Here is a 26812-nt window from a genome sequence, read left to right on the forward strand (position 1 = left end):
TTATCCTAACTGCGCTTAGGGTCTGAGCCTGAGGACATGCGGTCGGGTTCGATCGCGGTGCGTGCATGATGTTCGCCGTCTCCGTGACGATTCCTGTTTTCCCCTTCGCAATGCGCGTCCGCCCGGACGGCGCATATCTGAGGCTTTCCGATGCTCAAGAATTTGAAGATCAAGACCAAATTTCTGATGGCAATCGCCATCCTCGGCGTAATTTCGCTCGCCGGCCTGCTTTTTGTCACGCAGCGCTTCAGCGCCGCCAACGATGCCTATTCCAGTTTCCTGATGAATGAGAGCAATGCCGCGACCTTCGGTCCGCGCGGTGCCGCCGGCATGTGGACGGCCACGACCTGGCTCAGCCGCGCGATGGCGCAGGACCCGAAGTCGGAAGCCTTCAAGGATCTGTCCGGCCGCTTCGGCAAGGAAATCTCCGGCGCCCGTGACCGTCTTTCGCAGATCCCGGGCATCGTACCGAGCCGCAAAGCCGCCATCGACGAACTGGTTGCCGGTGCCGACACGCTGAAGGCGATCGGTGAAGGCCTGCTCGCCGCCCACGCTGCCGGCGACGCCGCCAAGGTAACCACTCTTTCGGCTGATCTCGATAAGGCGATCGTCGAGCTGTCGCCGAAGTTCGGCGCCAACAACGGCGCAATGGCCGAGATCATCAAGAACGGCGCCGATCGTCTGTCGGCCGAAGTGTCCTCGACCATCCAGTACGCCATCATCGGCATGCTGGCCGGCATCGCGATCGCGGTCGTCATCTCCATGACCATCGCCCAGAAGGGCATCACCGCTCCGATGGCGCGCCTGCGTGAACGTATGTCGTCGCTGGCAGCCGGCGAGACCCAGGCGGAGATCGACGGTCTCGATCGCAAGGACGAGATCGGCCAGATGGCCGAAGCCGTTGCCGTCTTCCGCGACAACGCCCTCGAGCGTCAGCGTCTGGAACAGGAAGCCGAAGATAACCGCAGCCTTTCCGAAAGCGAGCGCATCGAGCGCGAAGCGCTGAAGACCCGCGAAGCCGCCGACGTCAAGTTCGCCGTCGACAATCTCGCTCAGGCCTTGAGCCAGCTCTCCGATGGCAATGTCTCCTACCGCATCGAGCGTCCGTTCACGGCCACTCTCGACGGCGTCCGGAACGACTTCAACGCATCCGCGTCGAAGCTGCAGGCCGCTCTTGAGCAGGTCGCTGAAAACGCCCGCAGCATCGAGGCAGGTTCTGCCGAGATCAAGGCGGCCGCCGACGATCTCGCCAAGCGCACAGAACAGCAGGCAGCCTCGGTCGAGGAAACCGCAGCCGCTCTGGAAGAGATCACCACCACGGTGAAGGATGCCGCACGTCGTGCCCAGGATGCCGGCGCACTCGTCGCCCGCACCCGTCAGGGCGCCGAACGTTCGGGCGAAGTTGTCCAGAACGCCGTTAAGGCCATGGAGCAGATCGAAAAGTCCTCGGGCGAGATCGGCAACATCATCGGCGTCATCGATGACATCGCCTTCCAGACCAACCTTCTCGCGCTGAACGCCGGTGTCGAAGCCGCGCGTGCAGGCGAAGCCGGCAAGGGCTTTGCGGTCGTCGCACAGGAAGTGCGCGAACTCGCCCAGCGCTCCGCCAACGCCGCGAAGGAAATCAAGGCGCTGATCAACGCCTCCAACGAGCAGGTCCAGAACGGCGTGCATCTCGTCGGCGAAACCGGCAAGGCGCTGGAGACGATCGTCGGCGAAGTCCAGGAGATCAACCGCAACGTCAACGCGATCGTTGAATCGGCGCAGGAGCAGTCGTCCGGCCTCCAGCAGATCAACACCGCGGTCAACACGATGGACCAGGACACTCAGAAGAATGCGGCCATGGTCGAGGAACAGACGGCTGCAAGCCACGGTCTGGCCCGCGACGCAGCAGCGCTCAACGCTCTGCTCTCCCAGTTCAAGCTGTCGGTCCAGACCTACAAGGCGAATGTTCGCGTTGCCCAAGCCGATGCCGCTCCGGCTGCATCTCCCGCCCGCGCCCTCGGCCGCAAGCTGGCGACCGCCTTCTCCGGCAACGCCGCCGTTGCCGTCAAGAACGAGAGCTGGGAAGAGTTTTGATCCCTTCTCTGCCGCGGGTGGCATGAGGTAGTATCCTCGTCCACCACGCGATCATCATTCGACAACCGCGGAGGCTGTAATGGCCTCCGCGGTTTTTCTTTGCGCGGATGGAGGTGCATTCCGTGCCAGTTGCACGTTTTGTGACCTGTCACCCGCCTGTCATGCAGCTTGCTATGCGCGAAACGCAGGGCTGGCCATCCATGCCGGCGTTGGTAAAACACCCCGCGAAATCGTATGTATTGGTCAACAGAAAGACACTGACCACCAAGGAAAAGACCATGTTCACTACCGTTCGCAAGTTCGCCCGCGCGCTCCGCGTCCCCACGGCTCAGGACCGCGAAATGGCATATCTCAACGAAGCTCGTGATCGCATCGATCTCGAATATCGCATGCGCCAGGTCGATCGCGGCATGTTCCGCAAGACCCAGTTCTAAGCCAAGAGCTCGATTGTCTACGACGCCCTTTGATTAGGGGCGTCGATGCAGGGTTGGCGCGAGGCTGCGCTTGAATGTTCCTGCTGCGGCGCTGGTCTAATGGGCCGTTGCCGGGTGCCTAGGGCCCAATTTCGCCATCATTTTCCGTATCGGCTAGCTGATCTTTGAACGAAGTCGCCGAAGCGGTGCCGGTATCTGCCGGGATGGCTTGGCCAGGTTCCCTTGAAATGACGTTTCGCCGCCGCACGCCTCTCTCCTTTCGCCAGAAAGTTCATGCCGCCCTTGTGCCCCGAAAGGGTTCAGGCGCGTGCTCGGCTATTATCGTCTGAAGGTCATGCGCATCGGTGGTTCGCCCCATGCTGTTGCCGCGGGTCTCGCCGTCGGCGTGCTGAGCGCCTGGACACCGTTTCTCGGTTTTCACCTCCTGTTCGCGCTGCCGGTCGCCTGGCTGATCGGCGGTAGCATGGTTGCTGCGGCACTGGGCACCGCTTTTGCCAATCCGCTGACCTGTCCCATCATCTGGCCGCTCACCTGGGAGCTAGGCCAGGTCATGCTCGGCGGCGAGGCGACGTCCCGCCATGTCGACCTTGAAAGCCTTCTCTCCCATTTAGACGTCTCGCAGCTCTGGCGGCCGATCCTGGAGCCGATGCTGCTCGGCTCGCTGCCGCTCGGCCTCCTCTGCGGTCTCGTCTTCTACGGTGTCACCTATTTGGGTATACGCAGTTTCCGCAATCGGCGGCTGGACCGCTTGACGGCACGGGGCGAAGCCATCAAGTCAGTCGGGACCAGACGCGAACAGTTGGAAGGACAGGCATGATCATCGGCATGGGCAGCGACCTCATCGACATCAGGCGGGTGGAGAAATCCATCGAACGCTTCGGCGAAAGGTTCACCCACCGCTGTTTCACCGAGATAGAGCGGGCCAAGTCCGAGCGTCGCAAGAACCGGGCAGAATCCTACGCCAAGCGTTTCGCCGCCAAGGAGGCCTGTTCGAAAGCGCTCGGCACGGGGCTGGCGAACGGCGTGTTCTGGAAGGATATGGGCGTCGTCAACCTGCCGGGCGGCAAGCCGACCATGGTCTTGACGGGCGGTGCCGGTGAGCGGCTGGCGGAGCTGATCCCGGCGGGCCACGAACCTGTGATCCACATTACCATCACCGACGAATACCCTTATGCCCAGGCCTTCGTCATCATCGAGGCACGCCCGGTCGCAACCGCGTGACGGGGCGAGGCGCCTGCGGCAAGACAAACAGGCTTATTAACCTGGGGCGCGACAACATTCCCGTTTCCATTTCCATTGCCGTGGCATTTGGAAGAGTTTAGACAAGGCGGCCACCCGCCAAGATAGAAAGAATTGAAACGTGTCCGATAAAGCCGAGACGAAGCAGCAGAATGCGCTCTGGGAAAACATCAAGGTCATCATTCAGGCCCTGCTGCTCGCCATGGTCATCCGTACCGTTCTGTTTCAGCCGTTCACTATCCCGTCTGGCTCGATGATGCCGACGCTGCTCGTCGGCGACTACATTTTCGTCAACAAGTTCGCCTACGGCTATTCGAAATATTCGCTGCCCTTTTCGCCGGATCTCTTCGACGGCCGCATCCTCGAATTCAGCGAGCCGAAGCGCGGCGATGTCATTGTCTTCCGCCTGCCGCAGCAGCCGGACATCGACTACATCAAGCGCCTGATCGGTCTGCCGGGTGACCGCGTCCAAGTTCGCGAAGGCGTGCTCTACGTCAATGGCACGGCCGTGCCAAAACAGGCCGACGGCAGCTTCACCTCGGATTATCGCCTCGATCCGGGCGCCAACGTGCCGGTCTTCCGCGAGACGCTGGATAATGGCAAGAGCTACGACACGCTCGACCAGTCTCCTGTCTCGCGTGGCGACAACACCCAGGAATTCGTCGTGCCGGAAGGCCACTACTTCTTCATGGGCGACAACCGTGACAACTCGCTCGACAGCCGTTTCGACGTCGGTTACGTGCCTGCCGAAAATCTGGTCGGCCGCGCCAGCGTCATCTTCTTCTCGCTCGGCAACGACACCTCGTTCCGCGAGATCTGGAAGTGGCCGGCCAACATGCGTTGGGACCGCCTGTTCAAGGGCGTCAACTGATGAAGCCGCGGCCGCTCTCGGCTGATGAAATGGGCCAACTGGAAAAGGCGATCGGTCACAGCTTTGCCGACAGGCAATGGCTTGACCGGGCGCTGACCCATGCCAGCACCGGAACGGCCAAGAATGCCAATTATGAACGCCTCGAGTTTCTGGGGGATCGGGTGCTCGGTCTGTGCGTCGCCGAGCTTCTGTTCTGCACCTTCCGGTCGGCGGAGGAGGGCGAGCTCTCCGTCCGCCTGAACCAGCTGGTCAGCGCCGAAAGCTGCGCCATCGTCGCCGACGAACTGGAGCTGCACCGCTTCATCCGCACCGGCGCCGACGTCAAGAAGCTTACCGGCAAGCGTATGCTCAACGTCCGCGCCGACGTCGTGGAAAGCCTGATCGCCGCGCTCTATCTCGATGGCGGATTGGAAGTCGCGCGGGCCTTCGTTTTGCGCTATTGGAAAGAGCGCGCCACCCAGCCGAATGCTGCACGGCGCGATGCCAAGACCGAGCTGCAGGAATGGGCGCATGCCAAGTTCGGCTTGACGCCATCCTACCGGGTGGACGACCGCTCGGGGCCGGATCACGATCCGCGCTTCACGGTGACGGTGGAAATTGCCGGCTGCGCGCCGGAGACGGGCACGGACCGTTCGAAACGGGCGGCCGAACAGGTTGCCGCAACGAAGCTCCTCGAACGCGAGGGCATCTGGCAGAAGAGCCAGGATTGATTGGACCAGTATGACTGAAGACGAGAACATTGCCGGCGCAGCAGACGAAACCGCCGCAGGCCCGACCCATTCCGGTTTCGTGGCCCTCATCGGCGCGACCAATGCCGGCAAGTCGACGCTGGTCAACCGGCTGGTCGGCGCCAAGGTTTCGATCGTCAGCCACAAGGTCCAGACGACGCGCGCCATCGTGCGCGGCATCGCAATCCACGACAACGCCCAGATCGTCTTCATGGACACCCCCGGCATCTTCAAGCCGCGGCGCAGGCTCGACCGCGCCATGGTGACGTCCGCCTGGGGCGGCGCCAAGGATGCCGACCTGATCGCGCTTCTGATCGACAGCGAACGCGGTATTCGCGGTGACGCCGAAGCGATCCTCGAAGGCCTGAAGGACGTCCACCAGCCGAAAATCCTGCTTCTGAACAAGATCGACCAGGTCAAGCGTGAGGATCTTTGGCCTTGGCGGCAAAGGCCAATGAGACCGTCGCCTTTGAGCGCACCTTCATGATCTCCGCGACGACCGGTTCCGGCTGCGACGATCTGATGGACTATTTTGCCAAGACCCTGCCGGAAGGTCCCTGGTATTATCCGGAGGATCAGATCTCCGACCTGCCGATGCGCCAGCTCGCAGCCGAGATCACCCGCGAAAAACTGTTCCTGCGCCTGCATCAGGAGCTTCCCTACGCCTCGCATGTCGAGACCGAAAAGTGGGAAGAGCGCAAGGACGGTTCGGTGCGCATCGAACAGGTCATCTATGTGGAGCGCGAAAGCCAGAAGAAGATCGCGCTCGGAAAGAACGGCGAGGCGATCAAGGCGATCTCCACCGCATCCCGCAAGGAGCTCTCGGAAATCCTCGAGCAGCCGGTACACCTCTTCCTTTTCGTCAAGGTTCGCGAGAACTGGGGCGATGATCCCGAGCGCTTCCGCGAAATGGGGCTGGACTTCCCAAAGAGCTGACCAAAACCACTCTTAAGAGGTAATTGGCGGCCTTTATCCTTCCTCCGGTTGTGCAACTTTGTGCGGCGGACTTGACACGCCGCTACTCCGGACATTTGATCATATTAGCAAGTCGGGCGATTCAACGGCTTTTGCAGAGGTCATGAAACCGGGGAAGAGGGGGATTGAGACTGCATGGGAAGCAGCATGTATTCGAGGCGCAAGGAGGTCGACCTGAAGGAATCCGTCGGTTTCTTCAGCTGGGACCTCAGTGAGAACAAGGTCTTCGCCGACCCTGTCTTCGCCTACATTTATGGTCTGGCACCCCGAGACCTTGAGGTAGGGGCGCCGATCGAGGATGTCATAAAGCATGTCACGGAGGATGACATGCCGCGTGTCGCAAAGGCACTGCACGAGACGATCATCTCGGGCAAGCCATGCCACCAGACCTACAAGATCAAGCATCCTACCGGTCGCGATATGCTCGTGACAGGGCAGGGGCGTTGCCTGCGCAATGGCGAGGGCATGCCGTCCATCTATACGGGATCCGTCACCGCCGAGGAGTTCGGCAAAATGCCGGCCGAGACCGACCCTTTGGCATCCCATTGCCTTGAAGCACTGAAGCTCGCCAAGCGCCGCCGTCATGCGCTTGCCGAACGCTACCTGACATCTGCGCTCGGCGCACTCGGTCGACGCGGCGACAAATGAGCGCATGATTTGTTACGGCAAGGGCGGCTGATCGCGGCCCTTGCCATGCGAAAGCCCCGGCTCGCGGGGCTTTAGTGTGCTGGCGTGCCGTTTCAGTTTGCCTTACTTCTGGCGATCCATGATCGCCTTCACTTCCAGGAAGCGACGGCGGTTTTCCGGCTCCTGTTCGTTCGGGCCGTAGCATGTGCGCGAAATGCAGAAACGCTGCAGCGTAAACGGCGGCGTGGCTTTATCGAATTCGCAATCGATCTCGTTGGTGAAATCCGTCGGCTTTGCGTCGTCGCGCGTAGAGTAGGTCAGGCGCGCGCCGGGCGGATCGAGTTCCGGAAACGACTGCACGATGCCGGTCTTCAGCGTCGGCACCAGCAGGAAATTCTTCGCGACCGTCATGCAGGCCTGTTCCAGCTGCGGCGACTGGGCGGCGGCCGGTGGCGCCTGGATAAACCCGACCACGGTGGCGGACAAAGCGGCTGCAGCGAAGAGGACGTATCTCATGGGAACTCCCTATGGCGACATTATATGTGGCGAGAGAATTCCGCTGCGGGGCAATTTGTTCCAGCCGAGATGATACCTGATCGCAGTTTTCGGCATTGCGTGGCAAAAGTGCAAAACTGATTCAGTCTGAACGACTTATGCGCTAAAACTGAATCACTCTGGAAGGGTCTTCACGCATCGATGCAGTGGCAGGACGAGGCAATCATCATCGGCGTCAAGCGGCATGGCGAAACCAGCGTCATCGCCGAGCTGATGACCCGTGAGCGCGGCCGCCACCTCGGGCTCGTCCGCTCGGGCCGCTCGCGTGCCATGCAGCCGGTGCTGCAGCCGGGAAACCGGGTCGAGGCTGTCTGGCGCGCCAGGCTCGACGAACATCTCGGCGACCTGAAGCTCGAGCCGGTGCGCCTGCGGGCGGCCAAGCTGATGGAGACGGCGACCGCCGTCTACGGCGTGCAGGCCATGGGCGCGCTGCTGCGCCTGCTTCCCGAACGCGATCCCCATCCGCATCTCTTCGATGCGCTCGACATCATTCTCGAGGCGATGGACGACCCGGCCGATGCCGGCGAGCTTTTCGTCCGCTTCGAACTCGCGGTCTTGAACGATCTTGGCTACGGGCTCGATCTCACCGAATGCGCGGCAACCGGCACGCGCAACAATCTCACCCATGTCTCGCCGAAAAGCGGCCGTGCCGTCTGCGGCGAGGCGGCGGCACCCTATGCCGATCGCATGCTGGCTTTGCCTGCCTTCCTGCGCGAAGGCCCGGCTCCATCGGCTGACCGCGAGAGCATGGCGGCGGCGTTCAAGCTCACCCAGTTCTTCCTGCACCGACACGTTTACGAGCCACGCGGCCTGACTGCCAATGACGCCCGCGAAGGCTTCGTTCAGGCGGCCTTGAAGGCGCTGAGCAAGTCTGCGGATCGCCAGGCGAGCTGAGCTAGTTGCTGCCTATTCCGCCGGCTGCATCGCTGCAGGCCGATCAATCGCCTTTTCCTTGATCGGCCAGTGGACGATGGCGGCGAAGAGCCCGAGCGCCACGCCGAACCACCAGACGGCATCGTAGGAGCCGAGCCGGTCGTAGAGATATCCGCCCATCCACACGCCGAGGAACGAGCCGACCTGATGCGACAGGAAGACGATTCCGCCCAGCATGCCGAGATGGCGGGTGCCGAACATGATGGCCACCAGCCCGTTGGTCGGCGGCACGGTGGAGAGCCACAGGAGGCCCATGACGATGGCGAAGATGATCACCGATGCCGGAGACTGCGGAAGCAGCAGGAAGGCGGTCACGGCGATCGAGCGGCCGATATAGATATAGGCGAGGAAATAGGGCTTCGAATAACGCTGGCCGATCACTCCGGCCGACAGCGAGCCGATGATATTGAAGAAGCCGATCAGCGCCATGGCGATCACCGCATAGCGCGCGTCAATGCCGATATCGCCGAGATAGGCGGGAAAATGCGCGGTGATGAAGGCGACCTGGAAACCGCAGACGAAGAAGCCGCTGGTGAGCAGCAGGTAGCTTTTGTGGCCAAAGGCCTCGCGCAGCGCCTCGCCGGCAGTCTGTGGGAACGTCGACTGCTGCTGGCGGCCCGATGAGGAATTGCCGCGTAGCGGTATCGCCAGCAAGGGGATGGCGAGCATCATCACCGCCATGATGACGAGACTGTCGGACCATCCATAGGCGCTGATCAGCGCCTGGCTGAGCGGCGCAAACAGGAACATGCCGGCCGAACCCGCTGCCGTGCCGATGCCGAAGGCGAAGGAGCGCTGCTCTGGCGTTACGTTGCGGGCAAAAGCCGACAGGATCGTGCCGAACGAACCGGCGCCGACCGCAAGCCCCACCATGACGCCGCCGGACAGATAAAGGATGCTTTCCGAATGCGCCGTCGACATGAGCGCGAGGCCTGCCGCATAGAGCAGGCCCGAGAAGGTCAGGACCCGGCCCGTGCCCCACTTATCGGCGATGGCGCCGAAGATCGGCTGGCCGAGGCCCCAGGCAAGGTTCTGGATCGCCATGGCGAGACCGAAGGTGGACCGGTCCCAGCCGGTATCGGCCAGCATCGGCAGCTGGAAAAAGCCCATGGCCGAGCGCGGCCCGAAGGTCAGAAGCGCGACAAGCGCGCCGGCGGCGATGATCAGCCAGGGCATCGGCGTTTTTGCCGATGACGACGCGTTTGCGGGCATGGGGCTCCTCCAGATTATGGAGAAAACTCATATCGTTTCTGCGACCCTTGGTGAAACGACTTTTGCTAAAGCAATCCATCATTCCCGTTGATGGAGAAGAGCTTACAGCGAACCCGGCGGCTGCACCGGCGGGCGGCGCTTGCCGAGTTGCGCCTCGCGCAGGATGGTGAACAGGCCGGCGCCGATGACGATGACGCAGCCGGCGATCATGTTCCAGCTCAGCACCTCATGGAAGACGAAGGTGCCGATGATGCAGACCAGAACCGTCTGCAGATAGAAGATCGGCTGCACCACGACCGCATCGAGCACGTCGAAGGCGCGGATCAGCAGGTAGTGGCCGGTCATGCCGGTGACGCAGAGCGCCGCCATCCAGAACCAGTATTCCGGCGCGATATTGGACCAGTAGAAGGGGCCGACGAAGGTGATCGCCACCGCGCCTGCGATGCCGGTGTAGAAGAAGCTGGTCTTCGACGTGTCGCTGCGGCTCGCCATGCGGGTCAGCACCGAGTAGAGGGCGAACATCACGGTGCAGATGATCGGGATGATGATGTTGCTGTTGAAGGTCGCGTGGGTGGGGTCGATGATCAGCAGGATACCGAGGAAGCCGACGCCGATCGCCAACCACCGGCGCCAGCCCACCGTTTCGCCAAGCAGAGGCACGGAAAGACAGGCGACGACAAGCGGCGAGGCTGCAAAGATCGTGTGTGTCTGCGCCAGGCCCACATAGGCGAAGGAATAGATCGAGATACAGATCTGGAAGACGAGCAGCGTGCCGCGGATGATCTGTAGCACGAGCCGATTGCTCTTTGCCGTTTCCTTGATCCCGCCCGGATTGCGGGTCGCCAGTGCGAGCACGAAGGCGGCGAAGAACCAGTAGCGGATCATCGCGACGAGAACCGGCGGATAGGCCTGGCCCAGATGTTTGGAAATGCCGTCCTGTATGGCGAAGATCGACACCGCGGTGAGTGCGAAGATGAGGCCCTGGCTGCGTGGTGTCATAAACTTGGATGCTCTTGCGGTGTTGTCCGGCCGTCCTCACCCTCGGCCAGAGGTTTTGATGGTTGTTAACTGCAATGGCTTTGGCTGATTTGCGTCAAGGTCTGGTAAACGCCGCGCGGTACTTGCCCTGCTAAATCAGCCGCGCCGCGGCGATTTTGTCACGCCCTGCGCTTGATCGCCCAGGCATCGCGCGTGGCTGTGATGCTCGCCTCGTCGCCGAGCCTGATCGTGCCTTCGCTCCGCGGCACGGCGTTCCAGCCGAACAGTGGGCCCGGCACGCGCCGGTCGGCCGACATGCGGATGCGGCCCATCGCGGGCATGGGGCTCGCGACATCGCGCGAACCGGTCTGCTGGTCCTGCGTGGTCATGATGCAGCGGGCGCAGGGTTTGACGAAATCGAAGCGGATGCCGCCGATCTCGATGCCGTCCCAATTGTCCTCGGCCCAGGCCTCGCCATGGTCGAGCACAATGTTTGGCCGGAACCGCTCCATGCCGATTGCGCCTTCGCCATGCTTGTCCATGTCGGCGTTGAGCGCGGCCAGCGAGCCCGTCGTGGTGACGAGAACCTGATAACCGTCGGCAAAGGTGACCGGCGTATCCGGTCCCGCCCATTCCGGGCTCGCGGTACGTGCGGCCTTGTCGTCGAAGAACACGAGCTTGATCTCACGGCCAAGCCATGTCGACAGGATCTCGTTCGCTCCATCATCGGCCACCGCCGCGTTGACGATCGATTTCCACACGGCCACATCCATCCGCCGGTCCTTCGGCGGCACGGCGACCATGATCTCGCCCTTGCCCTCGATCGCCAGCCGCACGCCGATATCCTTCGGCTCGACGACGAGTTGGGCCAGCGCCTGCAGTTCCCGCTGCGTGATGAAATGGCCGGACGGATCGACGATCATCATCTGCCGGTCGCCGGGAATGCCGGACGCGGTGATCGTGGCCTCCGTCAGCGGAATGCCGCGGCCGCTCTTCAGCGGATAGAAATTCAGTTCGGACACACGCATCAGACAGCCCTCAGATTTCGTCCAGAAACATATCGCGGATCTTTACCAGCCGTTCGTGCCGCTCCTGGGCAAAGGCCCGGCCGGCTGCGGTCTGGAACCCGTCGGCCAGCTTGAACAGCTTGACCTCGAAATGGTCGATTGCAAAGCTCTTGTCGTCGAGTGGCCGCTCCTTGGCAAGCGGATCGACCGGATCGTAGAGGCCCGACGCCATGCGGCCGGCGATGTAGAAACAGCGGGCAGCACCCACCATGCCGATCGCATCCAGCCGGTCGGCATCCTGCAGGATCTTTGCTTCCAGCGTTTCCGGCGGCAGGTTGGCGGAAAAGGAATGGGTGGTGATTGCATGGGCGACGGCCTCGACCGCCGCCTTGTCCCAGCCCATGTCGCCGAGAATGGCGGAAGCCTTCTCCGCCGCCAGCCGCGAGGCCTGGGCTCTCAGCGGCGAATTTTTCTCCACCGAAACGCAGTCATGCAGCAGGACCGCTGCGGCGAGAACCCTGCCGTCACCGCCCTCCGTCGCATGGATGCGCATGGCATTCTTGAACACGCGCAGGGTATGCGCGATGTCGTGGCTGCCGTCATCGCTATCCGTCGCATGCGGGATCAGCTGCCCGGCAAGCTCCTCACAGGGAGCGAAAGCGTCGGCGAGGGGAAGCGTCATGTCGTGGCATCCGGAGAATCAGCATCGGGTTCCCCGTTCTTCTTCACCAATATCCGCTGGTAGAAAAGCCCGATGCCGATCAGCACCGCGCCGAGCCCGATGAAGGACAACGCCCGCAGGATGCCTTCGAGGTTCGACATATCGACCAGAAACACTTTCAGCACCGCGATCAGCACCAGCCCGGCCGAGGCGAGCCTGAGGCTTTTGGCATCGAGCCTGGAGCCGAGCGCCAGAAGTCCGACGCCGATGATGAGCCAGACGACCGAGTAGGTATAGGTCTCGCCCGGAATGAAACCCTTCCAGTCGGCGATATTGGTACCCTGCCAGAAACGGCGCACCGAAAGCGTTGCCCAGAGGAAGCCGAGCACCGCGCCAGCGACCGCCAGCATCGCCACGTAAGGCACCGGCCGTCGTCCACGGGCGAGATAGGCAACAAGCGCATAGGCGAGCGCCGGCAGCAGATAGCCAAGCAGCAACAGGTTGACGAAAGGCCACGGCCCGGTGTCTTCGCCGGAGATGAATGGATTCAAAGCGAAGACATGCAGCGACAGCACGTTCACCGTTGCGATCACCCCGGCAATCATCGAACCGAAGCGGAAGACCGGCGAAGGCTGCTTCAGGTCGAGCGTCATCAGGATGCCCGAGAAGCCGATGGTGATCAGCGTATAGATCGACTGCTCGCCGAGCGTCGGCGTGTCGCCGGACAGTTTTCCGCCATTCATCGCATGGTGGACCAGCACCGCAATGGTGATCAGCGCCGACAGCGAGGCAAGCGCCTGCATCACGTTGCGGACTCGGAAGTCGGGCGAGTTGCGCAGCATCCAGGCCGAGAGTACGGCGAGCAACGTCGGAATGCCGTAGCCGGGCAGCAGTGCGTTGAAGAACGGCGTGGTGCCGAGACTGTTCGGCCCGATCAGCGTCGGCTCCCAGGCGATGCGGCCGAAGACGATCACGGTTGCTGCGACCATCGCCCAGGGCAGGGCGGGCCAGGAGCGGACGCGCAGGGCAAGCAGATAGACGAAGCCGAGGGTCGAGACGAGGATCGTCGTGACGATGCCGTTGGTCAGCGTATGCAGCGCCAGCGTGAAGCCTGCGAAGGAACCGAGCACGGCGAGATTGGCCGGCCAGTCGATCTGGCTCTCGGCTGCCTCGCCACTCTTGCGGAACAGCCATTCCGTCGCTGCAAGCATCGCGATACCGACACCGAGCCCGTAGAGCCCATGCGTCCAGTCGCGGAAGAAATTGCCGAAGTTGAGGAAGGAGATGAAGGCGAGGGTCACCGGCATGGCGCCCATCAGCACGGCCCAGACGATCGAGAATTCTTTCTCCCCGTCGCGGAAGCGTTTCAGCGCGCCGAAGCCGAGCAGGGTGAAGACCGCACCGAGTCCGAGGCTGACCGCGATCTCGTTGCCGGAAAGAGGTAGCGGCACGGGCGTGCCGTCCGGTCCCTCCGGCGCGACATAGTCGAGCAGCGACAGCGCAGTGACTAGAATGCCGAGCACTGCGCCGCCGGCGGCGATCAGCGCCGGCCAGATGGCATAGGCACGAGCCGCGCCGAGTGCCGCCAGCGCCGCCGTCACGGCCAGGAAGGCAAAGAGTGGATCGAGCCCGTTCTGCACGCCATAGACCGATTGCGATGCGACAGTCGCGAGTGCGCCGAGCATGATCATGATCGACAGCGACAGCGTGATCTTCAGCGGCGGCCGCGCCAGAAGCGCCCGCCAGCCGGGCTGGCTGGTCTTCGCATATCCTTTGCCGGGCCACAGGAAGATAGTACCGGCGATCATCGCCAGCATGGTGAGCGTCGGAGGTGCGGGGTCGAAGTCGGTGCCGGCGGCGGCATAAAGCAGGACCCAAAGCCCCGTGCCGATATTGGCGAGCATCGGCACCACCGTCCAGCGGCGGAAACGCGAGGCGGCATTCACCGCCATCCAGGTGACGGCAAGGAAGAGGAACAGCGCGTTGGGGTTGGGATCTTCGGTCGCGACGAGAAGCGGCGTGATCAGCGAGCCGAGCAGCCCGAGACCCGCAAGCGCCTGTCCATGCAGCAGCGACAGGGCGACGGTGGCGAGCGACACGAGCGCCATCAGCACGAAAGCCGTGCCGGGGCCGATGAAGCCGTAGAAGGCGTAAGACGCGAAGACCGTGCCTAGCAAAGTCACGCTGCCGGCCGCCGTCAGCGCGCCAGGGATCATGGCATTGGCATACAGTTCGGAGATTTTGGGCATCGCCCGGCGCCGCACGAGTTCGCCGGCACCGATCAGCAGCAGGCCGAACAGGGCAGCCAGCGTCAGCCGCGTGCCGGGTCCGAGCAGGCCGGATTCGATCGAGTAACGGACGAGGAAAATGCCGCCGAAGGCGAGTGCCACGCCGCCCACCCAGACCGGCCAGCGGGCACCGAGATAGCTTTCCAGGTTTTCCCGTGTCGGGCGCGGTTTTGGCGTTGGCGCAGACGGCGCAACAGGTGCGTCCGTGGTCTCGGGTGGCTCCGCGATCGGCTCGCGGCCATCGCCCTCTGTCGCGGCCTCGGCCTGCACTTGATCGGCCGTGGCGCTTTCCGCGGCCTGAGCCTCAATCTCCGAAGCCGTGGGCAGGGCGCTTGCCGGCGCTGCAGCCGGGATTACTCCTTCGGCCATCAGCCGCTTAACCTCGCCGAGCTCTTTCTCCAGCCCGTCGACGCGCGCGGAAACCTTGCGATTCTGCGACAGAAGGAAAAACACAAGTATGACCAGAAGGATGTCGATCAAATACACGCCTGCTCCCCGCATTCACTCCTCATGAATGTATAGGAACATGTGTCGGAAGAAAGAAGCCTTTCAAGCCTTTGTGCAGGCTATTAAATCTGCCAACAGAAAAGTCGTTCTGCCTGTGGTGCGGCTCGCCTCGTAGTAACGATGAAGCGGATCGCACCCGAGCCCAGCCCATCACGTGCTCGGCCCGATCCCGTCGCGCATCGGCACCACGTCATTCACGCCATTTCGTCGTGGAATGCCCCGGTAAGGCTCCTGAGGAACCTGAATGTTGTCGCCTGGAACGTCTGCGGCTCCTCCGAGAAAAGATAGTGGCCGGAATTCGTGAACTCGTCGAATTCCGCACCCCTGATCCGACGCGCGATATCGCGGCCCGCGCTCGGTGGGCAAACCCAGTCGAAGCGCCCCGAAAGCACGAGCGTCGGGCATCGGATCGCGGCAAGCTCGTCGCGCACGTCATAGGTCGGGATGAGCTTGGCGCGGAAATGCTTGAGCATGCCGAACTCGAACGAGCTGAGCAGAAGCAGTTCGGCCACCGAATCCATGAAGTCGGGAGCGCCGGTATAGGGCCGCACATAGGCCCGGTATTCTTCCGCGCTTGTCGGTGTCAGCGGTGCCTTGGCATATCGTTCCGCAATGTGGACCACCTCGACGGAGGCGCGGTCGGAAAGCTTGGGGTCGGAGGCGCAGTCGGTGGTAGCGGACGCCGTCAGCGTTGCCACCGTTCCGACCAGGATCAGGCCGCCGACGAGATCGGGATGTCTCGCCGCAGCCTTCATCGCAACAAAGCCGCCTGCGGAGTGGCCGAGAATGATCGGCTTGTCGACCTCGAGCAGTGCTGCCAGATCGACGATGTCATCGGCCATCTGTTCCAGCGTGCAGGTTTCCAGCGGTGGCCGTCCGGAACGCCCCTGGCCCCTGAGATCGACATAGACGATGCGAGCGATGCCGCCAAGCGGATCAAGACCGGGTCTCAGATAACCGTGGTCGAAACCCAACCCGCCATGCAGCGCAAAGACCGTTGGCTTGGCCGCCGGCCTTTCGACGAGAGGCGAGCCGCTATTGACGATTTCGAAGAAGATTTCCGTGCCGTTGAGGTTTACGCGCATGTTCTGCTCCTGTGTGACGTTCAGCCTGAGGGCTCAAGTCATCGGGCAGGTGCGTTGCAGCTGGGCTACGGCGGTATCGATATGGCCTACATCTGAAATTGCAGCGGATGCCCTCTATTCCGGCGCCGCTTGGCAGGCATTCAATCAAATCGGAGTATTGGTATCGGATCCGGTTCCTCGTAAACCGGATCCGATACATCCTTTGCCATCATGCCCGTCTGGCCCCGGCTCGTCCGCGCTCGAATGGAGCTGCGGAGGTCCGCTCTTACCGGGACGCGCCATACGGGGGCTGATGGAGAGGGATCTTTTAGGCCGTCGTTTCCTCCGGCGTTTTATCGAAGGCCCGCTTGACGGACTTGGTCATGTCGCGGCTCACATCCCACCACTGCTTGCCGTTGATCCAGTAGCGAAGAGTGACCTTGGCGCTGCCGGAATCGAACTCGGAGACATAGGTGGTCGGCGCCGGCGTCTTCAGAACCTTGTCGTTGGCGGCTGCAAGCTTCATCAGCTCGCTTTCCGTCCCGTCGACATCCTCGTCCGCGCCGATCGCAATGGTGATTTCATGGCGGCGCGTGGCAAGACGGCTGTAATTGGTGATCGGCACGTTCCACAGCGTCGAGTTCGGCGCCAGGCGATAGACGCCGTCTGCGGTGCGCAACTCCGTCGCGAACAGCCCCACATCGACGATCGTGCCGTTGACGCTGCTTGTCTCGATCGTCTCGCCGACGCGGAAGGGACGAAGCACCAGAAGCATGATGCCGGCTGCGATGTTCTGCAGCGTGCCCTGCAGCGCAAGGCCGACGGCAAGGCCGATCGCGCCGAGTGCCGCGAGGATCGAGGCCGTCTGAACGCCGAACTGCCCGAGCACCATGACGATGACGAGAATCAGCGTCGCGTAACGGACGATATTGGAGAAGAACTGCGACAGCGTCGCGTCGATGCCGCTGACGCGCGACAGGCCGTTATAGACCCAGCGGCTGAGAAGTCCGGCCACGAGCCAGCCGAGGATCAGGAGAATGATCGCGCCAAGGACGGAGAAGGAATACTGAACCCCCAGGGCCGTCAGCTGCGCGAGAGCCGTTCTCGTTGCGACGACGAATTCCGATGCCTGATCCATACCTGACCCGCTCCTTTCCGTTGCGCCCCTAATTGGCGCATGGGGCGGAGAGGTCAAGGTAAATCGCCAGTATTTTTTATATTTCTATATATAAAACAAGAATTTCAACTTTGCGGGGAAGTAAAGTCTTTCACTTCTATCGAAAAAGAGGCGCGACCATCCGTCTCGGCGCCGCGGCCGATTGTCTTCATCGCCTCGACAAGCCGTCCGCCGCGTCCGAGCATGCGGTCACCGATTTCGATCAGCCGGGTGTTCGGCGTCGCATGGGGCGCGACCTTGCGCAGGCGTTTGGCCAGTGCGAAATCGTCCTCATCCGGCTGGAGTGCGAGGATGCTGATTGCCGCCGCCGCCGGCGAGCGCGACACGCCCATCCAGCAATGAACGATCAGCGGCGCCGACTGGTCCCACTCGCGCACGAAGTCGATCAGGTCTGCCACATGCGCTTCGCTCGGAGCAATCAGCCCGCCGGTGCCGGCAAAGCCGATATCGTTCATGGCAAGCTTGAGATGCCGATCGGCACGAATGACACCCGGGCGGTGAAAATCCTGCTTCTCGGCAATCAGGCTGACCATTTCCCTGGCACCATTGCGCACCGCCGTCTCGGCGATGCTGGCAAGTGGGCAGACGATGATGCGGGCGGATGTCTCGGTCATCAAACCTTCACCGCCAGCCGCTCGGCCTCGATCGCCTCGAAGCGCGCAACGAACAGGCGCTGCGCCTCTACGGCCGCAAGCGGCTCGATCGGCAGCATGTCGCGGGTGATGCCGCGCGGCTGGCCGAAGAATTTTCGCGCTTCCGCCGCCGTGAAGCCGGCAAGCTCGGTCGCCTCGAAATAGGCAGCGATCGTGTCGGCCTTCTTGATCAGCACTTTCAATTCTTTGGTCGGGTGCGGCGGCAGGCCGAAGCGGATATGCACCGCCGCCTCCAGCCGCGCCTCGACGGTCTTGTACCCGCCGCCGACGACCGACTTGAACGGCGAGATCATGTCGCCGATCACATATTCCGCCGCGTCATGCAGCAGCGTCATCTGCAGCGCATCGGCTGCGGCGCCGGCATTGCAGCGGCGAAAGATCTCTTCCACGACAAGGCAGTGCTGGGCGACGGAAAAGGCGTGATCTCCCCGCGTCTGGCCGTTCCAGCGGGCGACGCGGGCAAGCCCGTGGGCGATGTCGGAAATCTCGACATCGAGCGGCGAGGGATCGAGAAGGTCGAGCCTGCGGCCCGACAGCATCCGCTGCCAGGCACGGGTGCCGGGTGTCAGGCTCACGTCTCAGCCTCTTGGGCTTCGGTCGGAAAGGCAAGGCCCGTCCAGGCGGGCAGTTCGATGGAGACGGCGGTCTCTCCGGCCATCAGCGGCACGCCTGCCGCAATGGCATCGCCAACGCGGTCGATGCGCACGATGGCAAGCCCATTGTTGCCCGAGACCGAGCCAAGCGTCCCGACCGGCTTGCCGCCGGCGGTGACCTCGGTGCCGGAAGCGGGCAGGGAGGTTTCGGCCGTCACCGTCGCGACGCGGCGACGTGCGGTGCCGCGATGCTGCATGCGGGAGACGACCTCCTGGCCGACATAGCAGCCTTTCTTGAACGAGAGCCCGCCATTCTTGTCGAGCAGCACGTCATGGGGAAAGGCGTCCTGCAATGCGTAGTCGTCGCCGGACGTGGCAAGCGCCGCTGCGATCCTCAGGGCCTGATAGGCTTCCGACGCACCATCGGCATGTCGGCCCGGCGTGCGGGAAACCGCGATGTCTGCCTTGGCGAAACCGCTGTCGGTAATGGTGCCCTTCGTTGCCTCGTCATCCCAGAAAACCGTGACGCCCTCGTCGGGGAGAGCCGCGAGTTCGACGGCCGCGCGCAGCTTGTACATGGTGAGCCGCTTGATCAGCGCGTCGCGCTGGCTCTCTTCGGTCTCGATGACGAAACCATCCCCGCTTTTCCAGATCAGGAAGTCGAAGAGGATCTTGCCCTGCGGCGTCAGCAACGCGCCGGGCCGGGCCTCGTTTTCGGCAAGGCCTTCCACGTCGGTGGTGATCAGCGAATGCAGGAAATCCCGCGCATCGGCGCCCGCAATGCGGATGAAGCGCCGTGTCGGCAGATAGGCGTTGGTCATGGCAGCCGAATCCCTTTGTCTTAGCCTCGAGATAAGTCTTCGCGGGAGACGAGGCAAGCCGCGAGCGGCGGGCCGACAGAACGCGAACAATTAGTCTGTGTAGCCGCGCCGCCAGTACGTGATCGAGCTCATCCGGTTGCGCTCGAGGCCATGCGCCTTCAGCCGCGCCCGGATCGACTGAGCCTCGTTCTTCTCGCAGGCAACCCAGACGAACGTGTCCGGACCGAGCCCGTCAAGCTTCGCGGCGATCGCAGGCTCCAGCAGTCCGGCCGTGCTCGCCTCGGTGCCGTTGCGATGCAGCCACTCGATCGAGAAGTTTTCGGATGCGCAGGCGAGAGCCTGTTCTTCCGCCTTGTCGGCCACTTCGATGATCGCATGAACCTTCACGTCTGGTGTCGCCAACTCGATCATTCGGGCAATGGCGGGAAGGGCGGTCTCGTCGCCGGCAAGGATCAGGTCCTTGGCAACCGGCATGCCGCCTGCACCCGGGCCGAGCAGCGCCGCGCGATCGCCCGGCTGAGCCGTCAGTCCGAATTCAGCGCCCGGCATGCGTTTGCCGCAGTCGTCATGCAGCACGAAATCGATCGCCATCTGCTTGCGCTCGAGATCGAGGCTGCGGATCGTGTAGTAGCGGACGGAAATCTCGTCCTCGCCTTCCGGCCAGCCGATGCGGCCGTCGGCAAGCGTCACCGGCCAGACCGGGTCGCGGCCCTTCGGCGGCATGAGCAGGCGCACATGCAGGCCGTCGGTCGTGTCGAAGCGTTCGGCGTCCTCGCAGGACACGACCAGCCGGCGCATGCGCGGGGTGACGTTCTCGGCCGAAACAACGGTGATCTCGCTGAGGTTCGAAAGCTTGGCCGGCTTCGGCTTGTCGGCCCATTCGAGCGTCAGCGGATCGTCGCCGGCGAACATGAAGAGATGCTCGGCGATGATAGCCCGCGTCATCGACAGCATGTCGGCCGTCGGGCAGGCAAGCCGTATATCGAGCTGTTCGCTGACCTTGGATATATGCGCTTCGCCGATCTCGCTCGACAGCGTCACATGATCGCCATCGCGAAATACCTCCGCGTGGTCGACGAAATGCTCGCAGATTTCGGTCAGCATCTCGCTGGCATCAGCCGGAACGGCGGTGCCCGAGAGGGTGAAGGCCAGGGCGAGGTAACAGCGTTCACGATCGTTTCTCCATGCGTGCGAGAAGCCATAGAAGATAAGGGCCGCCGATCAAAGCGGCAAATACGCCGACCGGCACCTGATAGGGGTAGATGACCACGCGCGACAGCCAGTCGGCGAGGATCAGCATCGCAGCGCCGATCATCAGCGAGGCAAGCAATTGCTGGCGTGCGCCGGTGAGCCCGATCAGCCGCGCCAGATGCGGCGCGACAAGGCCTGCAAGGCTGAGCGGCCCGACGAGGAAGGAGGCGACCGCCGTCATCAGCGCCGACAGCACGGCAAGCGTCAGCCGCGAAGAGGTCAACCCGATACCGACACCCTTCGAAATTACCCCGCCGAGCGGCAGGACGGTCAGCCAGCGGCTCATGAAAAACAGCGGCGCGGTGAATAAGGCGAGCGCTGCAAGCGAGGTCCAGGCCTCGAACACACCGGCGCGGTTGGTCGATCCGGCCATCCACATGAGCAGGATGAAGGAATTCATGCTGCCCTGCGCGAGTACGATCGAGACGATGCCCATCGAGATGGCGCTCATCGCGATGCCGGAGAGAAGCAACCGTTCGGCGGAAAGCTCGCGGCTTGCGGCAATCGCGATCATGATGACGAAGACGACCAGCGCTCCGGCTGCCATGCCGAGAAGCATCACCACGGGTGAAGCGGCGCCGAACGTGTAGAGCGTTGCCGCCAGCCCGGCACCGCCGCCGGCCGAAACGCCGAGCACTTCGGGGCTGGCGATCGGATTGCCGGTCACCCGCTGCATGATGAAGCCCGCGCCGCCAAGAAGCGCCCTGCGCCACCTGCTGCCAGTATGCGTGGCAGGCGGAAGGGCGCGAGTTCGGCAAGCTGCGCGCCGAAGGATAAGGCGATGCCGTAAGGCGAGGGGCCGATGGTCAATGCGGCGAGAACCAGCAGGACGATCACCACAGCCATGCCGACGACCCAGGCATTCGGTCGGGCGAGGCGTCGCTCAGTGGGGTTGGCATCGGCGGTGACGGGCGACATGGCATGCAACCGTGGCAGAAGCAGAAGCAGGATCGGGCCGCCCATCAACGCAGTTGCGGCACCGGCAGGCGCCAGATCGTTGAAGCCGGGACCGAGCAATTGGCTGAGCCCGTCTGTGAGGAAAAGCAGTGCAGCGCCGGCAAAGGGTGCCGCGATCAGCACCTGGCCGGTGGTGCGCGCACCGCAGAGCCTCGCAATAGCGGGAGCCGCGAGCCCGAGGAAACCGATCACACCGACGGTCGCCGTCACCGACGCGGCGAGCCAGACGGCGAGCAGCAGGATTGCCAGCCTGATTGCCATGATCGACATGCCGAGGCTCTTGGCGCTTGCATCGTCGAGTGCCAGCACGTTGAGCGGTCGCACGAGCACGAGTGCTGCGATCGCGCCGATCAGCAGGCGGGGGCAAGCGAAATCACGCCCTGCCAGTCCTGCTGGCTGAGCGAGCCGGAGCCCCAGATGCTGACGGACATCGCATATTCGCCGCGCGCGAGGATGAGCGTGATGGTAACCGAGGCGACGATCATGCTGACAATCAGGCCGGACACCGCGACGGTCACCGGATCGAAACGCTGCCGCCAGGAGAGAGCGAGCACAAGAGCGACGGCGGCTAGGCCACCGCCGAAAGCGACGGCGTCACGGGAAAGCCCGGCGAGGAGCGGGGAGATGGCAAGCCCCGCAACCAGAGCCAGCTGCGCACCGGCAGCGATCCCGAGCGTCGAGGCGTCGGCGATCGGATTGCGCAGCACCCGCTGCAACAATGCCCCGGCAAGCCCGAGCGCCGCGCCGCAGATCAGCGCGATGACCGCGCGGGGCAGGAGGCTGTTCCACAGGAGGATGTCGCCGAGCATGGCGGCGGTGGCGGGGTCGCCGGGTACGGTCGGACGGCTGACGACGAGCAGTGCCAGCATCACGACGCAGGCGAGACTGATGGCAACCGCCGACAGGACAGGCCGTCCCGCAACGTTGTTGGGAGCGCGCAGACTAACCGTTCCAGCCATCAGTCAGGCCTTTCGCAATTTCTTCGGCAAACCGGCGTGCTGCCGGCAGAGCGCCATAGGGATTGATCGAACCGACGGTGATGACGCGCTTTTCACGCACGGCCGGCAACGCGTTCCAGAAAGCGCCGCGTTCCAGCGCCGTGATGGCATCGAGCGGATGGGGCGGTATCATCACGATCCACGCATCGGGCATGGAAGCGAGCGTCTCGATGCCGACGGGGGCCGAGGCGGAATAGGCGGTCGCACCGGTCCAGGCGTTTTCCAGGCCGAGACGGGTCAGCACCGAGCCGAACATGCTGTCCGCTCCGAACACCCGGTAATGCCGTGCATCGCCGAGATTGATCAGCAGCACGGGACGCCCGTCACCGATGAAAAGCTGCCGCCGCAGCGCATCCAGCCGGCCGTTGACTTCGGCAACACATGCGGCCGCATCGGATGTCCCGAGATGATCACCGATCGCCACCGTCGCCTTCTGCGCCATCAGGTAGGGATCCTCGCCCGGCACATAGACGCCGAAATTGTAAGTCGGCGCGATGCCCGAGAGAAGCGGATCGGCCCAGGCATAGAAGTTGGAATTGAAGATCATGTCCGGCTTGGCGAAGGACAATGTCTCCAGATTGGGCAGGCCGCGCAGACCCAGATCGGCCACGGTGTCGGGTGTGGCCGGTTCGACGGCTATGTCCCGGAACTGTCGCAGTTCAGGCGCGGCCACGACATTGGCGCCGAGCGCCAGAAGCGTTTCCAGATGCGCCCAGTCGAGTGTCGCCGTCCGCGGTGTCGGCTTGGCGGATGTCGCCTGCGCCAAGGATGGGCCCAAAGTCGTGGATGCGGCTGCCAGCGTCGCGGCAGTCATCAGGAAGGCCCGCCTGGAAAGCCCCAAATGGGAGAACGGATAGGGACGATGCAAGTCGGTCTCCGATGACAAAAAGAAAGGCCCACGAAGGGCCTTCCTTATAAGCTTGAGTTGGCTTGTCAACTTACCGTTTCCGGCAGGCGACTTACCACACCTTGCTGAGCTTGAAGCCAACGGTACGCGCTTCGCCGTAACCGCAGAACGAGGTCGTGTTGCAGCCTGCGACATATTCCTTGTCGAACAGGTTGGTCACATTGAGCGATGCCTTCCAGTCGTTCTTTTCGTAGCGGATTGCGGCGTCGAAGACCGTTGCATCATCGACACGGAAGTTATTCGCGTCGTCAGTCCAGGACTTGCCGCGATAGCGGACGCCAGCGCCGAGGCCGAGACCGGCGAGCGGGCCATCCGTAACGGTATAGTCCAGCCACAGCGAAGCCTGCGAATTCGGCACGAGCAGCGGCGTATTGCCGTTGAGCGCCGGATCCAGCGGATTGTCGGTGAACTCGAGATCCGTGTAGGAATAGGAAGCGATGATCTTCCAGTTCTGGTCGAGATTGACCTTGCCTTCGAGTTCGACGCCGCGTGAACGTACTTCGCCGAGCTGCCTGCTGAGGAAGGTTGCGGGGTTGGAAACCGTGTAGTTCTCCTTGTCGATCTGGAAGACCGAGGCGGTGATGACGCCGTCGAACCAGGTAGGCTCGTACTTGACGCCGACTTCGTACTGTTCGCCTTCTTCCGGCTTCAAGGCACCGTCAGCACTGGTGCCGACCAGCGGACTGAAGAAGGTGGCGACGCTGACATAGGGGGTCAGGCCGTTGTCGAACTCGTAGGCCAAACCGGCGCGACCGCTCCATGCCGTATCGTCGAGCGAGGAGTCGCTGGTGCCCAGCAGGTCATCGACTTCGCTGTCGAGATAGTCGAAGCGGCCATTCAGGGTCACGATCCAACCGTCACCGAACTTGATCTGGTCCTGGGCATAAACGCCGACCTGATGGATTGTATAGAGCTGGTGCACGAACGGCGTCAGTGGCGGGAGCGGGAAGTTGTAAGGCAGATTGTTGGGGTCAACGGGCGTCGGATAAGCGCCGAAGGGCGTTGCCAACTGGTCGTTGTCGAGACGGTAGTAGCGGTAGTCGATGCCGGCCATCAGCTTGTGGCTCGCACCGCCGAGATCGAATTCGTTCTCAACCCGATTGTCGACGTTGAAGGAGTCCGCGCTCGAACGAACGTCGTCGGCATACATTAGGATGGTCGCATCGGTCTGCGAGTCGAAGTCGAACGGATAAAGCTGGCGCTCATGCTTGTTGAGATGGGCGTAACGCAGGTTCTGCGTGAATTTCCAGCCACCTTCGAACTCATGTTCGAATTCGTAGCCGACCATGGCCTGGGTCGTGCGGCCGATATCGAAGTCCTCGTCGCCGAGATAGACGTCGCGGTCCAGCTTGCCGAAGAACGGGTTGCTGACCACCGTGCCCGAATAGGGCAGGAAGCCGTTCGAGGTATGGGTCTGGTCGAGGTGGCTCAGATAGGCCCATACGTTGAGGCTGGTTGCATCATCCGGCTGGAACGTTACCTGCGGCATGAAGACGCCACGGATGTCGTCCTGTTCGTCCGAATAGCCGTTACCGCCGGAAAGCTTACCGGTCAGGCGGTAGCTGACGGCATCGCTGCCCATCACCTTGTCGGAGAAATCGAAGCCGCCGAAACCGTTGCCATTACTGTCGATACCGATCTCCGTGTAGAAATACGGCTCGTCGGTCGGGCGCTTGCGCACCATGTTGATGACGCCGCCGGCATTGGCGCCGCCAAGCAGGACGGAAGCTGGGCCCTTCAGCACTTCGACGCGCTCCAAAATGAACGGATCGATCTGGAAGTTGCCGAATGCGTGGTTGGTGAGAGCCAGATTGTCGAGGAACAGGCCGGTCTGGCTGGCATTGAAGCCGCGCACATAGATCCAGTCGGTATCCGGATCGGAGCCGTAAGGTTGTGCGAATACGCCCGGCGTATATAGTAACGCTTGGTCGACCTTGTCCGTCACGCCGCGGTCAGACATTTCTTCGTCGCCGACGATGGAAACCGACTGCGGAATTTCGTTCAGTGGCGTATCCGTCTTGGAGCCGGTGGTCGTTTCCTTGGCGACATAGCCGCGAACCGGACCGGTGCCGCCCTGTTCGCCTTCGCCCTGGAGCACGATCGGCGCGAGCGTTGTGCCGTTCTGGCCCTCGGTGGCTGCGTCCTGCGCCTGCGCGGCCCAGGCCGCAGCAAGGCTTACCATGGCGACGCCCGTCCACAGGCCGCGTCTCATTACCGAAGACTTGATCGATTTCTTCATTCTGTGCCCCACGCGTGCCGCGTTTTCATGCGGCCTACAATAAGATGAGTGGTTAACTCAGATTTGACTTATTCGCTTGCTCTAATTCGCGAGACTTGAATGATTTTGGGCAAAGTTCACTGCTTTGCGCGATTGCTCGCATCTTTTATGCGAACTGTGACTTTTTCCACTGCGACGGTGCAACGCCCACATGCTTGCGGAACACGCGGCTGAAATGCGCATGGTCGGAAAAACCCGTCTCCGTGGCGATTGTCGTCAGTGGCTGCTCACTGGATTTCAAGAGTTCCTTGGCCCGGCCAAGCCTCGCATTCATCTGCCAGTCGTGCGGCGCCATGCCGGTGGAAGCCTTGAACGAATGGCTGAAATGGGACTGCGACAGGCCGACAAGGGTCGACAGTTCCTCGAGCCTGATATTGCGAAGGCAATGCGCATCGATGAATTCGGTGACACGCCTGATCTGCCAGGGGGCCAGGCAACCGCGCTTGCGCGGCTCGACCTTGGCGAGCTTCATCACGTCGATGAGAAGCGCCATCGCCAGCCCGTCACCATAGAGGTCGTTGAGAGGCGCCGGGTTGTCGATCTCGGCGGCGATCAGCTCCGCCAGCGCCGTGATTCGTGTATCGGCAAAAAGCAGCTGCGGCTCTTTCAGTCTTTGAGGATCGAAATCCTCGCCGAGCCGGCGTGCAACCGTATCGGCATGAAAATGGATATCGAGATGGCGGACGAATTCGACATCCTTGATATCGGCCCAGAGATCCATCTCGGCGGGAATATAGGAAATCGGGCTGAGCCGTGAATCCTGCGGCAGGCCTGCTTCGCGCGCCGTGCGCTTGATGGCAGGACGGCCGCGGCCGCGCTGATCGAGCAGGATGAAGAGCCGCGGATCGCGGGCGACATAGTAGCCGCCAGCGTAGCTGGCGCATTCCACGTCCCACAGATCGGCGGTAATGCCGTTCCAATACCGTCTGCGCAGGCCGCCGATGACTGAAAAGCCCTCGATCTGGTTGCGCATACTCGGTTGAAACGCCATGCTCCAGCCCCTCACGCCTCGGTCATTT

General features: G+C 62.6%; 24 protein-coding genes and 2 pseudogenes. 9 read left to right on the forward strand and 17 right to left on the reverse strand.

The annotated features are described in order from the left end of the window. Positions 1-150 precede the first annotated feature (150 nt). The 8 genes and pseudogenes from N7E02_RS22095 (at position 151) to N7E02_RS22130 (ending at position 6974) form a co-directional block, all read left to right on the forward strand. On the forward strand, positions 151-2079 hold the full coding sequence (locus N7E02_RS22095) for a methyl-accepting chemotaxis protein (RefSeq protein ID WP_286579748.1): 1929 nt from the start codon (positions 151-153) through the stop codon (positions 2077-2079). Between the two features lie 278 nt (positions 2080-2357). Next, on the forward strand, positions 2358-2513 hold the full coding sequence (locus tag N7E02_RS22100) for a DUF3563 family protein (RefSeq protein WP_286579749.1): 156 nt from the start codon (positions 2358-2360) through the stop codon (positions 2511-2513). 307 nt (positions 2514-2820) lie between these two features. Then, the gene (locus tag N7E02_RS22105; RefSeq protein ID WP_286579750.1) at positions 2821-3330 is read left to right on the forward strand and encodes a DUF2062 domain-containing protein; all 510 of its coding nucleotides are present in this window, start codon (positions 2821-2823) and stop codon (positions 3328-3330) included. Continuing rightward, entirely contained in the window at positions 3327-3734 is a 408-nt protein-coding gene (acpS, locus tag N7E02_RS22110; RefSeq protein ID WP_286579751.1) for a holo-ACP synthase, read from the forward strand. Before N7E02_RS22105 ends, acpS begins: the two co-directional genes overlap by 4 nt. 139 nt (positions 3735-3873) lie before the next feature. Continuing rightward, a complete protein-coding gene (gene lepB, locus N7E02_RS22115; RefSeq protein ID WP_286579753.1) occupies positions 3874-4623 on the forward strand; it encodes a signal peptidase I in 750 nt (249 codons plus the stop codon). Then, positions 4623-5333, forward strand: a complete 711-nt coding sequence (rnc, locus tag N7E02_RS22120; protein ID WP_286579754.1) for a ribonuclease III — start codon at positions 4623-4625, stop codon at positions 5331-5333. The genes lepB and rnc overlap by 1 nt, the downstream gene beginning before the upstream one ends. 10 nt (positions 5334-5343) lie before the next feature. Then, positions 5344-6287: pseudogene (gene era / locus N7E02_RS22125) on the forward strand (GTPase Era). 186 nt (positions 6288-6473) lie between these two features. Continuing rightward, positions 6474-6974 carry a PAS domain-containing protein gene (locus N7E02_RS22130; RefSeq protein ID WP_286579755.1) on the forward strand — a complete coding sequence of 167 codons (501 nt, stop codon included), beginning with the start codon at positions 6474-6476 and terminating at the stop codon, positions 6972-6974. A 102-nt stretch (positions 6975-7076) separates the two neighbouring features. Here N7E02_RS22130 and N7E02_RS22135 read toward each other — a convergent pair whose 3' ends face one another. Beyond that, the gene (locus N7E02_RS22135) at positions 7077-7469 is read right to left on the reverse strand and encodes a hypothetical protein (RefSeq protein ID WP_286579756.1); all 393 of its coding nucleotides are present in this window, start codon (positions 7467-7469) and stop codon (positions 7077-7079) included. A gap of 180 nt (positions 7470-7649) precedes the next feature. Here N7E02_RS22135 and recO point away from each other — a divergent pair, with 180 nt between their 5' ends. Further along, positions 7650-8402, forward strand: a complete 753-nt coding sequence (gene recO / locus N7E02_RS22140) for a DNA repair protein RecO (RefSeq protein WP_286579757.1) — start codon at positions 7650-7652, stop codon at positions 8400-8402. A 12-nt stretch (positions 8403-8414) separates the two neighbouring features. Here recO and N7E02_RS22145 read toward each other — a convergent pair whose 3' ends face one another. From N7E02_RS22145 to N7E02_RS22215, 16 genes and pseudogenes are all read right to left on the reverse strand, one after another. Further along, positions 8415-9653 carry an MFS transporter gene (locus N7E02_RS22145; protein ID WP_286579758.1) on the reverse strand — a complete coding sequence of 413 codons (1239 nt, stop codon included), beginning with the start codon at positions 9651-9653 and terminating at the stop codon, positions 8415-8417. A gap of 102 nt (positions 9654-9755) precedes the next feature. Continuing rightward, positions 9756-10652, reverse strand: a complete 897-nt coding sequence (locus N7E02_RS22150; RefSeq protein ID WP_286579759.1) for a DMT family transporter — start codon at positions 10650-10652, stop codon at positions 9756-9758. A gap of 158 nt (positions 10653-10810) precedes the next feature. Next, positions 10811-11659 carry an MOSC domain-containing protein gene (locus N7E02_RS22155; protein ID WP_286579760.1) on the reverse strand — a complete coding sequence of 283 codons (849 nt, stop codon included), beginning with the start codon at positions 11657-11659 and terminating at the stop codon, positions 10811-10813. Positions 11660-11669: 10 nt separating this feature from the next. After that, positions 11670-12320, reverse strand: coding sequence for an HD domain-containing protein (locus N7E02_RS22160; protein WP_286579761.1), 651 nt, complete (start codon positions 12318-12320; stop codon positions 11670-11672). Next, complete coding sequence (locus tag N7E02_RS22165) at positions 12317-15088, reverse strand: DUF2339 domain-containing protein (protein ID WP_374730653.1); 2772 nt, start codon at positions 15086-15088, stop codon at positions 12317-12319. The genes N7E02_RS22160 and N7E02_RS22165 overlap by 4 nt, the downstream gene beginning before the upstream one ends. 200 nt (positions 15089-15288) lie before the next feature. Further along, complete coding sequence (locus N7E02_RS22170) at positions 15289-16179, reverse strand: alpha/beta fold hydrolase (RefSeq protein WP_286579763.1); 891 nt, start codon at positions 16177-16179, stop codon at positions 15289-15291. Positions 16180-16486: 307 nt separating this feature from the next. Continuing rightward, complete coding sequence (locus N7E02_RS22175) at positions 16487-17296, reverse strand: mechanosensitive ion channel family protein (protein ID WP_286579764.1); 810 nt, start codon at positions 17294-17296, stop codon at positions 16487-16489. Between the two features lie 104 nt (positions 17297-17400). Next, the gene (locus N7E02_RS22180) at positions 17401-17949 is read right to left on the reverse strand and encodes a tyrosine phosphatase family protein (RefSeq protein ID WP_286579766.1); all 549 of its coding nucleotides are present in this window, start codon (positions 17947-17949) and stop codon (positions 17401-17403) included. Further along, on the reverse strand, positions 17949-18527 hold the full coding sequence (locus tag N7E02_RS22185; RefSeq protein WP_286583979.1) for a YfbR-like 5'-deoxynucleotidase: 579 nt from the start codon (positions 18525-18527) through the stop codon (positions 17949-17951). The genes N7E02_RS22180 and N7E02_RS22185 overlap by 1 nt, the downstream gene beginning before the upstream one ends. Positions 18528-18559: 32 nt before the next feature. Further along, positions 18560-19402 (reverse strand): CAF17-like 4Fe-4S cluster assembly/insertion protein YgfZ, encoded by an 843-nt coding sequence (ygfZ, locus tag N7E02_RS22190; protein ID WP_286579767.1) that lies wholly within the window; start codon positions 19400-19402, stop codon positions 18560-18562. Between the two features lie 90 nt (positions 19403-19492). Continuing rightward, complete coding sequence (locus N7E02_RS22195) at positions 19493-20506, reverse strand: siderophore-interacting protein (RefSeq protein WP_286579768.1); 1014 nt, start codon at positions 20504-20506, stop codon at positions 19493-19495. Between the two features lie 64 nt (positions 20507-20570). Then, positions 20571-21329 (reverse strand): iron chelate uptake ABC transporter family permease subunit, encoded by a 759-nt coding sequence (locus N7E02_RS29890; RefSeq protein WP_353622843.1) that lies wholly within the window; start codon positions 21327-21329, stop codon positions 20571-20573. Further along, positions 21317-22569, reverse strand: a pseudogene (locus N7E02_RS29895) (iron chelate uptake ABC transporter family permease subunit). The gene N7E02_RS29890 and the pseudogene N7E02_RS29895 overlap by 13 nt, the downstream one beginning before the upstream one ends. Then, positions 22553-23422, reverse strand: a complete 870-nt coding sequence (locus tag N7E02_RS22205) for an ABC transporter substrate-binding protein (protein WP_286583980.1) — start codon at positions 23420-23422, stop codon at positions 22553-22555. The pseudogene N7E02_RS29895 and the gene N7E02_RS22205 overlap by 17 nt, the downstream one beginning before the upstream one ends. Positions 23423-23567: 145 nt before the next feature. Next, on the reverse strand, positions 23568-25754 hold the full coding sequence (locus N7E02_RS22210; RefSeq protein WP_286579769.1) for a TonB-dependent siderophore receptor: 2187 nt from the start codon (positions 25752-25754) through the stop codon (positions 23568-23570). 145 nt (positions 25755-25899) lie between these two features. Next, complete coding sequence (locus N7E02_RS22215) at positions 25900-26784, reverse strand: AraC family transcriptional regulator (RefSeq protein ID WP_286579771.1); 885 nt, start codon at positions 26782-26784, stop codon at positions 25900-25902. Between the last annotated feature and the right edge of the window lie 28 nt (positions 26785-26812).

It is taken from the genome of Terrirhizobium terrae (assembly GCF_030323265.1).
GTDB lineage: Bacteria > Pseudomonadota > Alphaproteobacteria > Rhizobiales > Rhizobiaceae > Neorhizobium.

Coding starts and splice junctions, on each gene's coding strand:
- N7E02_RS22095 (WP_286579748.1), top strand. CDS start 151: ATGCTCAAGAATTTGAAGATCAAGACCAAATTTCTGATGGCAATCGCC.
- N7E02_RS22100 (WP_286579749.1), top strand. CDS start 2,358: ATGTTCACTACCGTTCGCAAGTTCGCCCGCGCGCTCCGCGTCCCCACG.
- acpS (WP_286579751.1), top strand. CDS start 3,327: ATGATCATCGGCATGGGCAGCGACCTCATCGACATCAGGCGGGTGGAG.
- rnc (WP_286579754.1), top strand. CDS start 4,623: ATGAAGCCGCGGCCGCTCTCGGCTGATGAAATGGGCCAACTGGAAAAG.
- N7E02_RS22130 (WP_286579755.1), top strand. CDS start 6,474: ATGTATTCGAGGCGCAAGGAGGTCGACCTGAAGGAATCCGTCGGTTTC.
- N7E02_RS22135 (WP_286579756.1), bottom strand. CDS start 7,469: ATGAGATACGTCCTCTTCGCTGCAGCCGCTTTGTCCGCCACCGTGGTC.
- recO (WP_286579757.1), top strand. CDS start 7,650: ATGCAGTGGCAGGACGAGGCAATCATCATCGGCGTCAAGCGGCATGGC.
- N7E02_RS22145 (WP_286579758.1), bottom strand. CDS start 9,653: ATGCCCGCAAACGCGTCGTCATCGGCAAAAACGCCGATGCCCTGGCTG.
- N7E02_RS22150 (WP_286579759.1), bottom strand. CDS start 10,652: ATGACACCACGCAGCCAGGGCCTCATCTTCGCACTCACCGCGGTGTCG.
- N7E02_RS22155 (WP_286579760.1), bottom strand. CDS start 11,659: ATGCGTGTGTCCGAACTGAATTTCTATCCGCTGAAGAGCGGCCGCGGC.
- N7E02_RS22160 (WP_286579761.1), bottom strand. CDS start 12,320: ATGACGCTTCCCCTCGCCGACGCTTTCGCTCCCTGTGAGGAGCTTGCC.
- N7E02_RS22165 (WP_374730653.1), bottom strand. CDS start 15,088: ATGCGGGGAGCAGGCGTGTATTTGATCGACATCCTTCTGGTCATACTT.
- N7E02_RS22170 (WP_286579763.1), bottom strand. CDS start 16,179: ATGCGCGTAAACCTCAACGGCACGGAAATCTTCTTCGAAATCGTCAAT.
- N7E02_RS22175 (WP_286579764.1), bottom strand. CDS start 17,296: ATGGATCAGGCATCGGAATTCGTCGTCGCAACGAGAACGGCTCTCGCG.
- N7E02_RS22180 (WP_286579766.1), bottom strand. CDS start 17,949: ATGACCGAGACATCCGCCCGCATCATCGTCTGCCCACTTGCCAGCATC.
- N7E02_RS22185 (WP_286583979.1), bottom strand. CDS start 18,527: ATGCTGTCGGGCCGCAGGCTCGACCTTCTCGATCCCTCGCCGCTCGAT.
- ygfZ (WP_286579767.1), bottom strand. CDS start 19,402: ATGACCAACGCCTATCTGCCGACACGGCGCTTCATCCGCATTGCGGGC.
- N7E02_RS22195 (WP_286579768.1), bottom strand. CDS start 20,506: ATGCTGACCGAAATCTGCGAGCATTTCGTCGACCACGCGGAGGTATTT.
- N7E02_RS29890 (WP_353622843.1), bottom strand. CDS start 21,329: ATGCAGCGGGTGACCGGCAATCCGATCGCCAGCCCCGAAGTGCTCGGC.
- N7E02_RS22205 (WP_286583980.1), bottom strand. CDS start 23,422: ATGACTGCCGCGACGCTGGCAGCCGCATCCACGACTTTGGGCCCATCC.
- N7E02_RS22210 (WP_286579769.1), bottom strand. CDS start 25,754: ATGAAGAAATCGATCAAGTCTTCGGTAATGAGACGCGGCCTGTGGACG.
- N7E02_RS22215 (WP_286579771.1), bottom strand. CDS start 26,784: ATGGCGTTTCAACCGAGTATGCGCAACCAGATCGAGGGCTTTTCAGTC.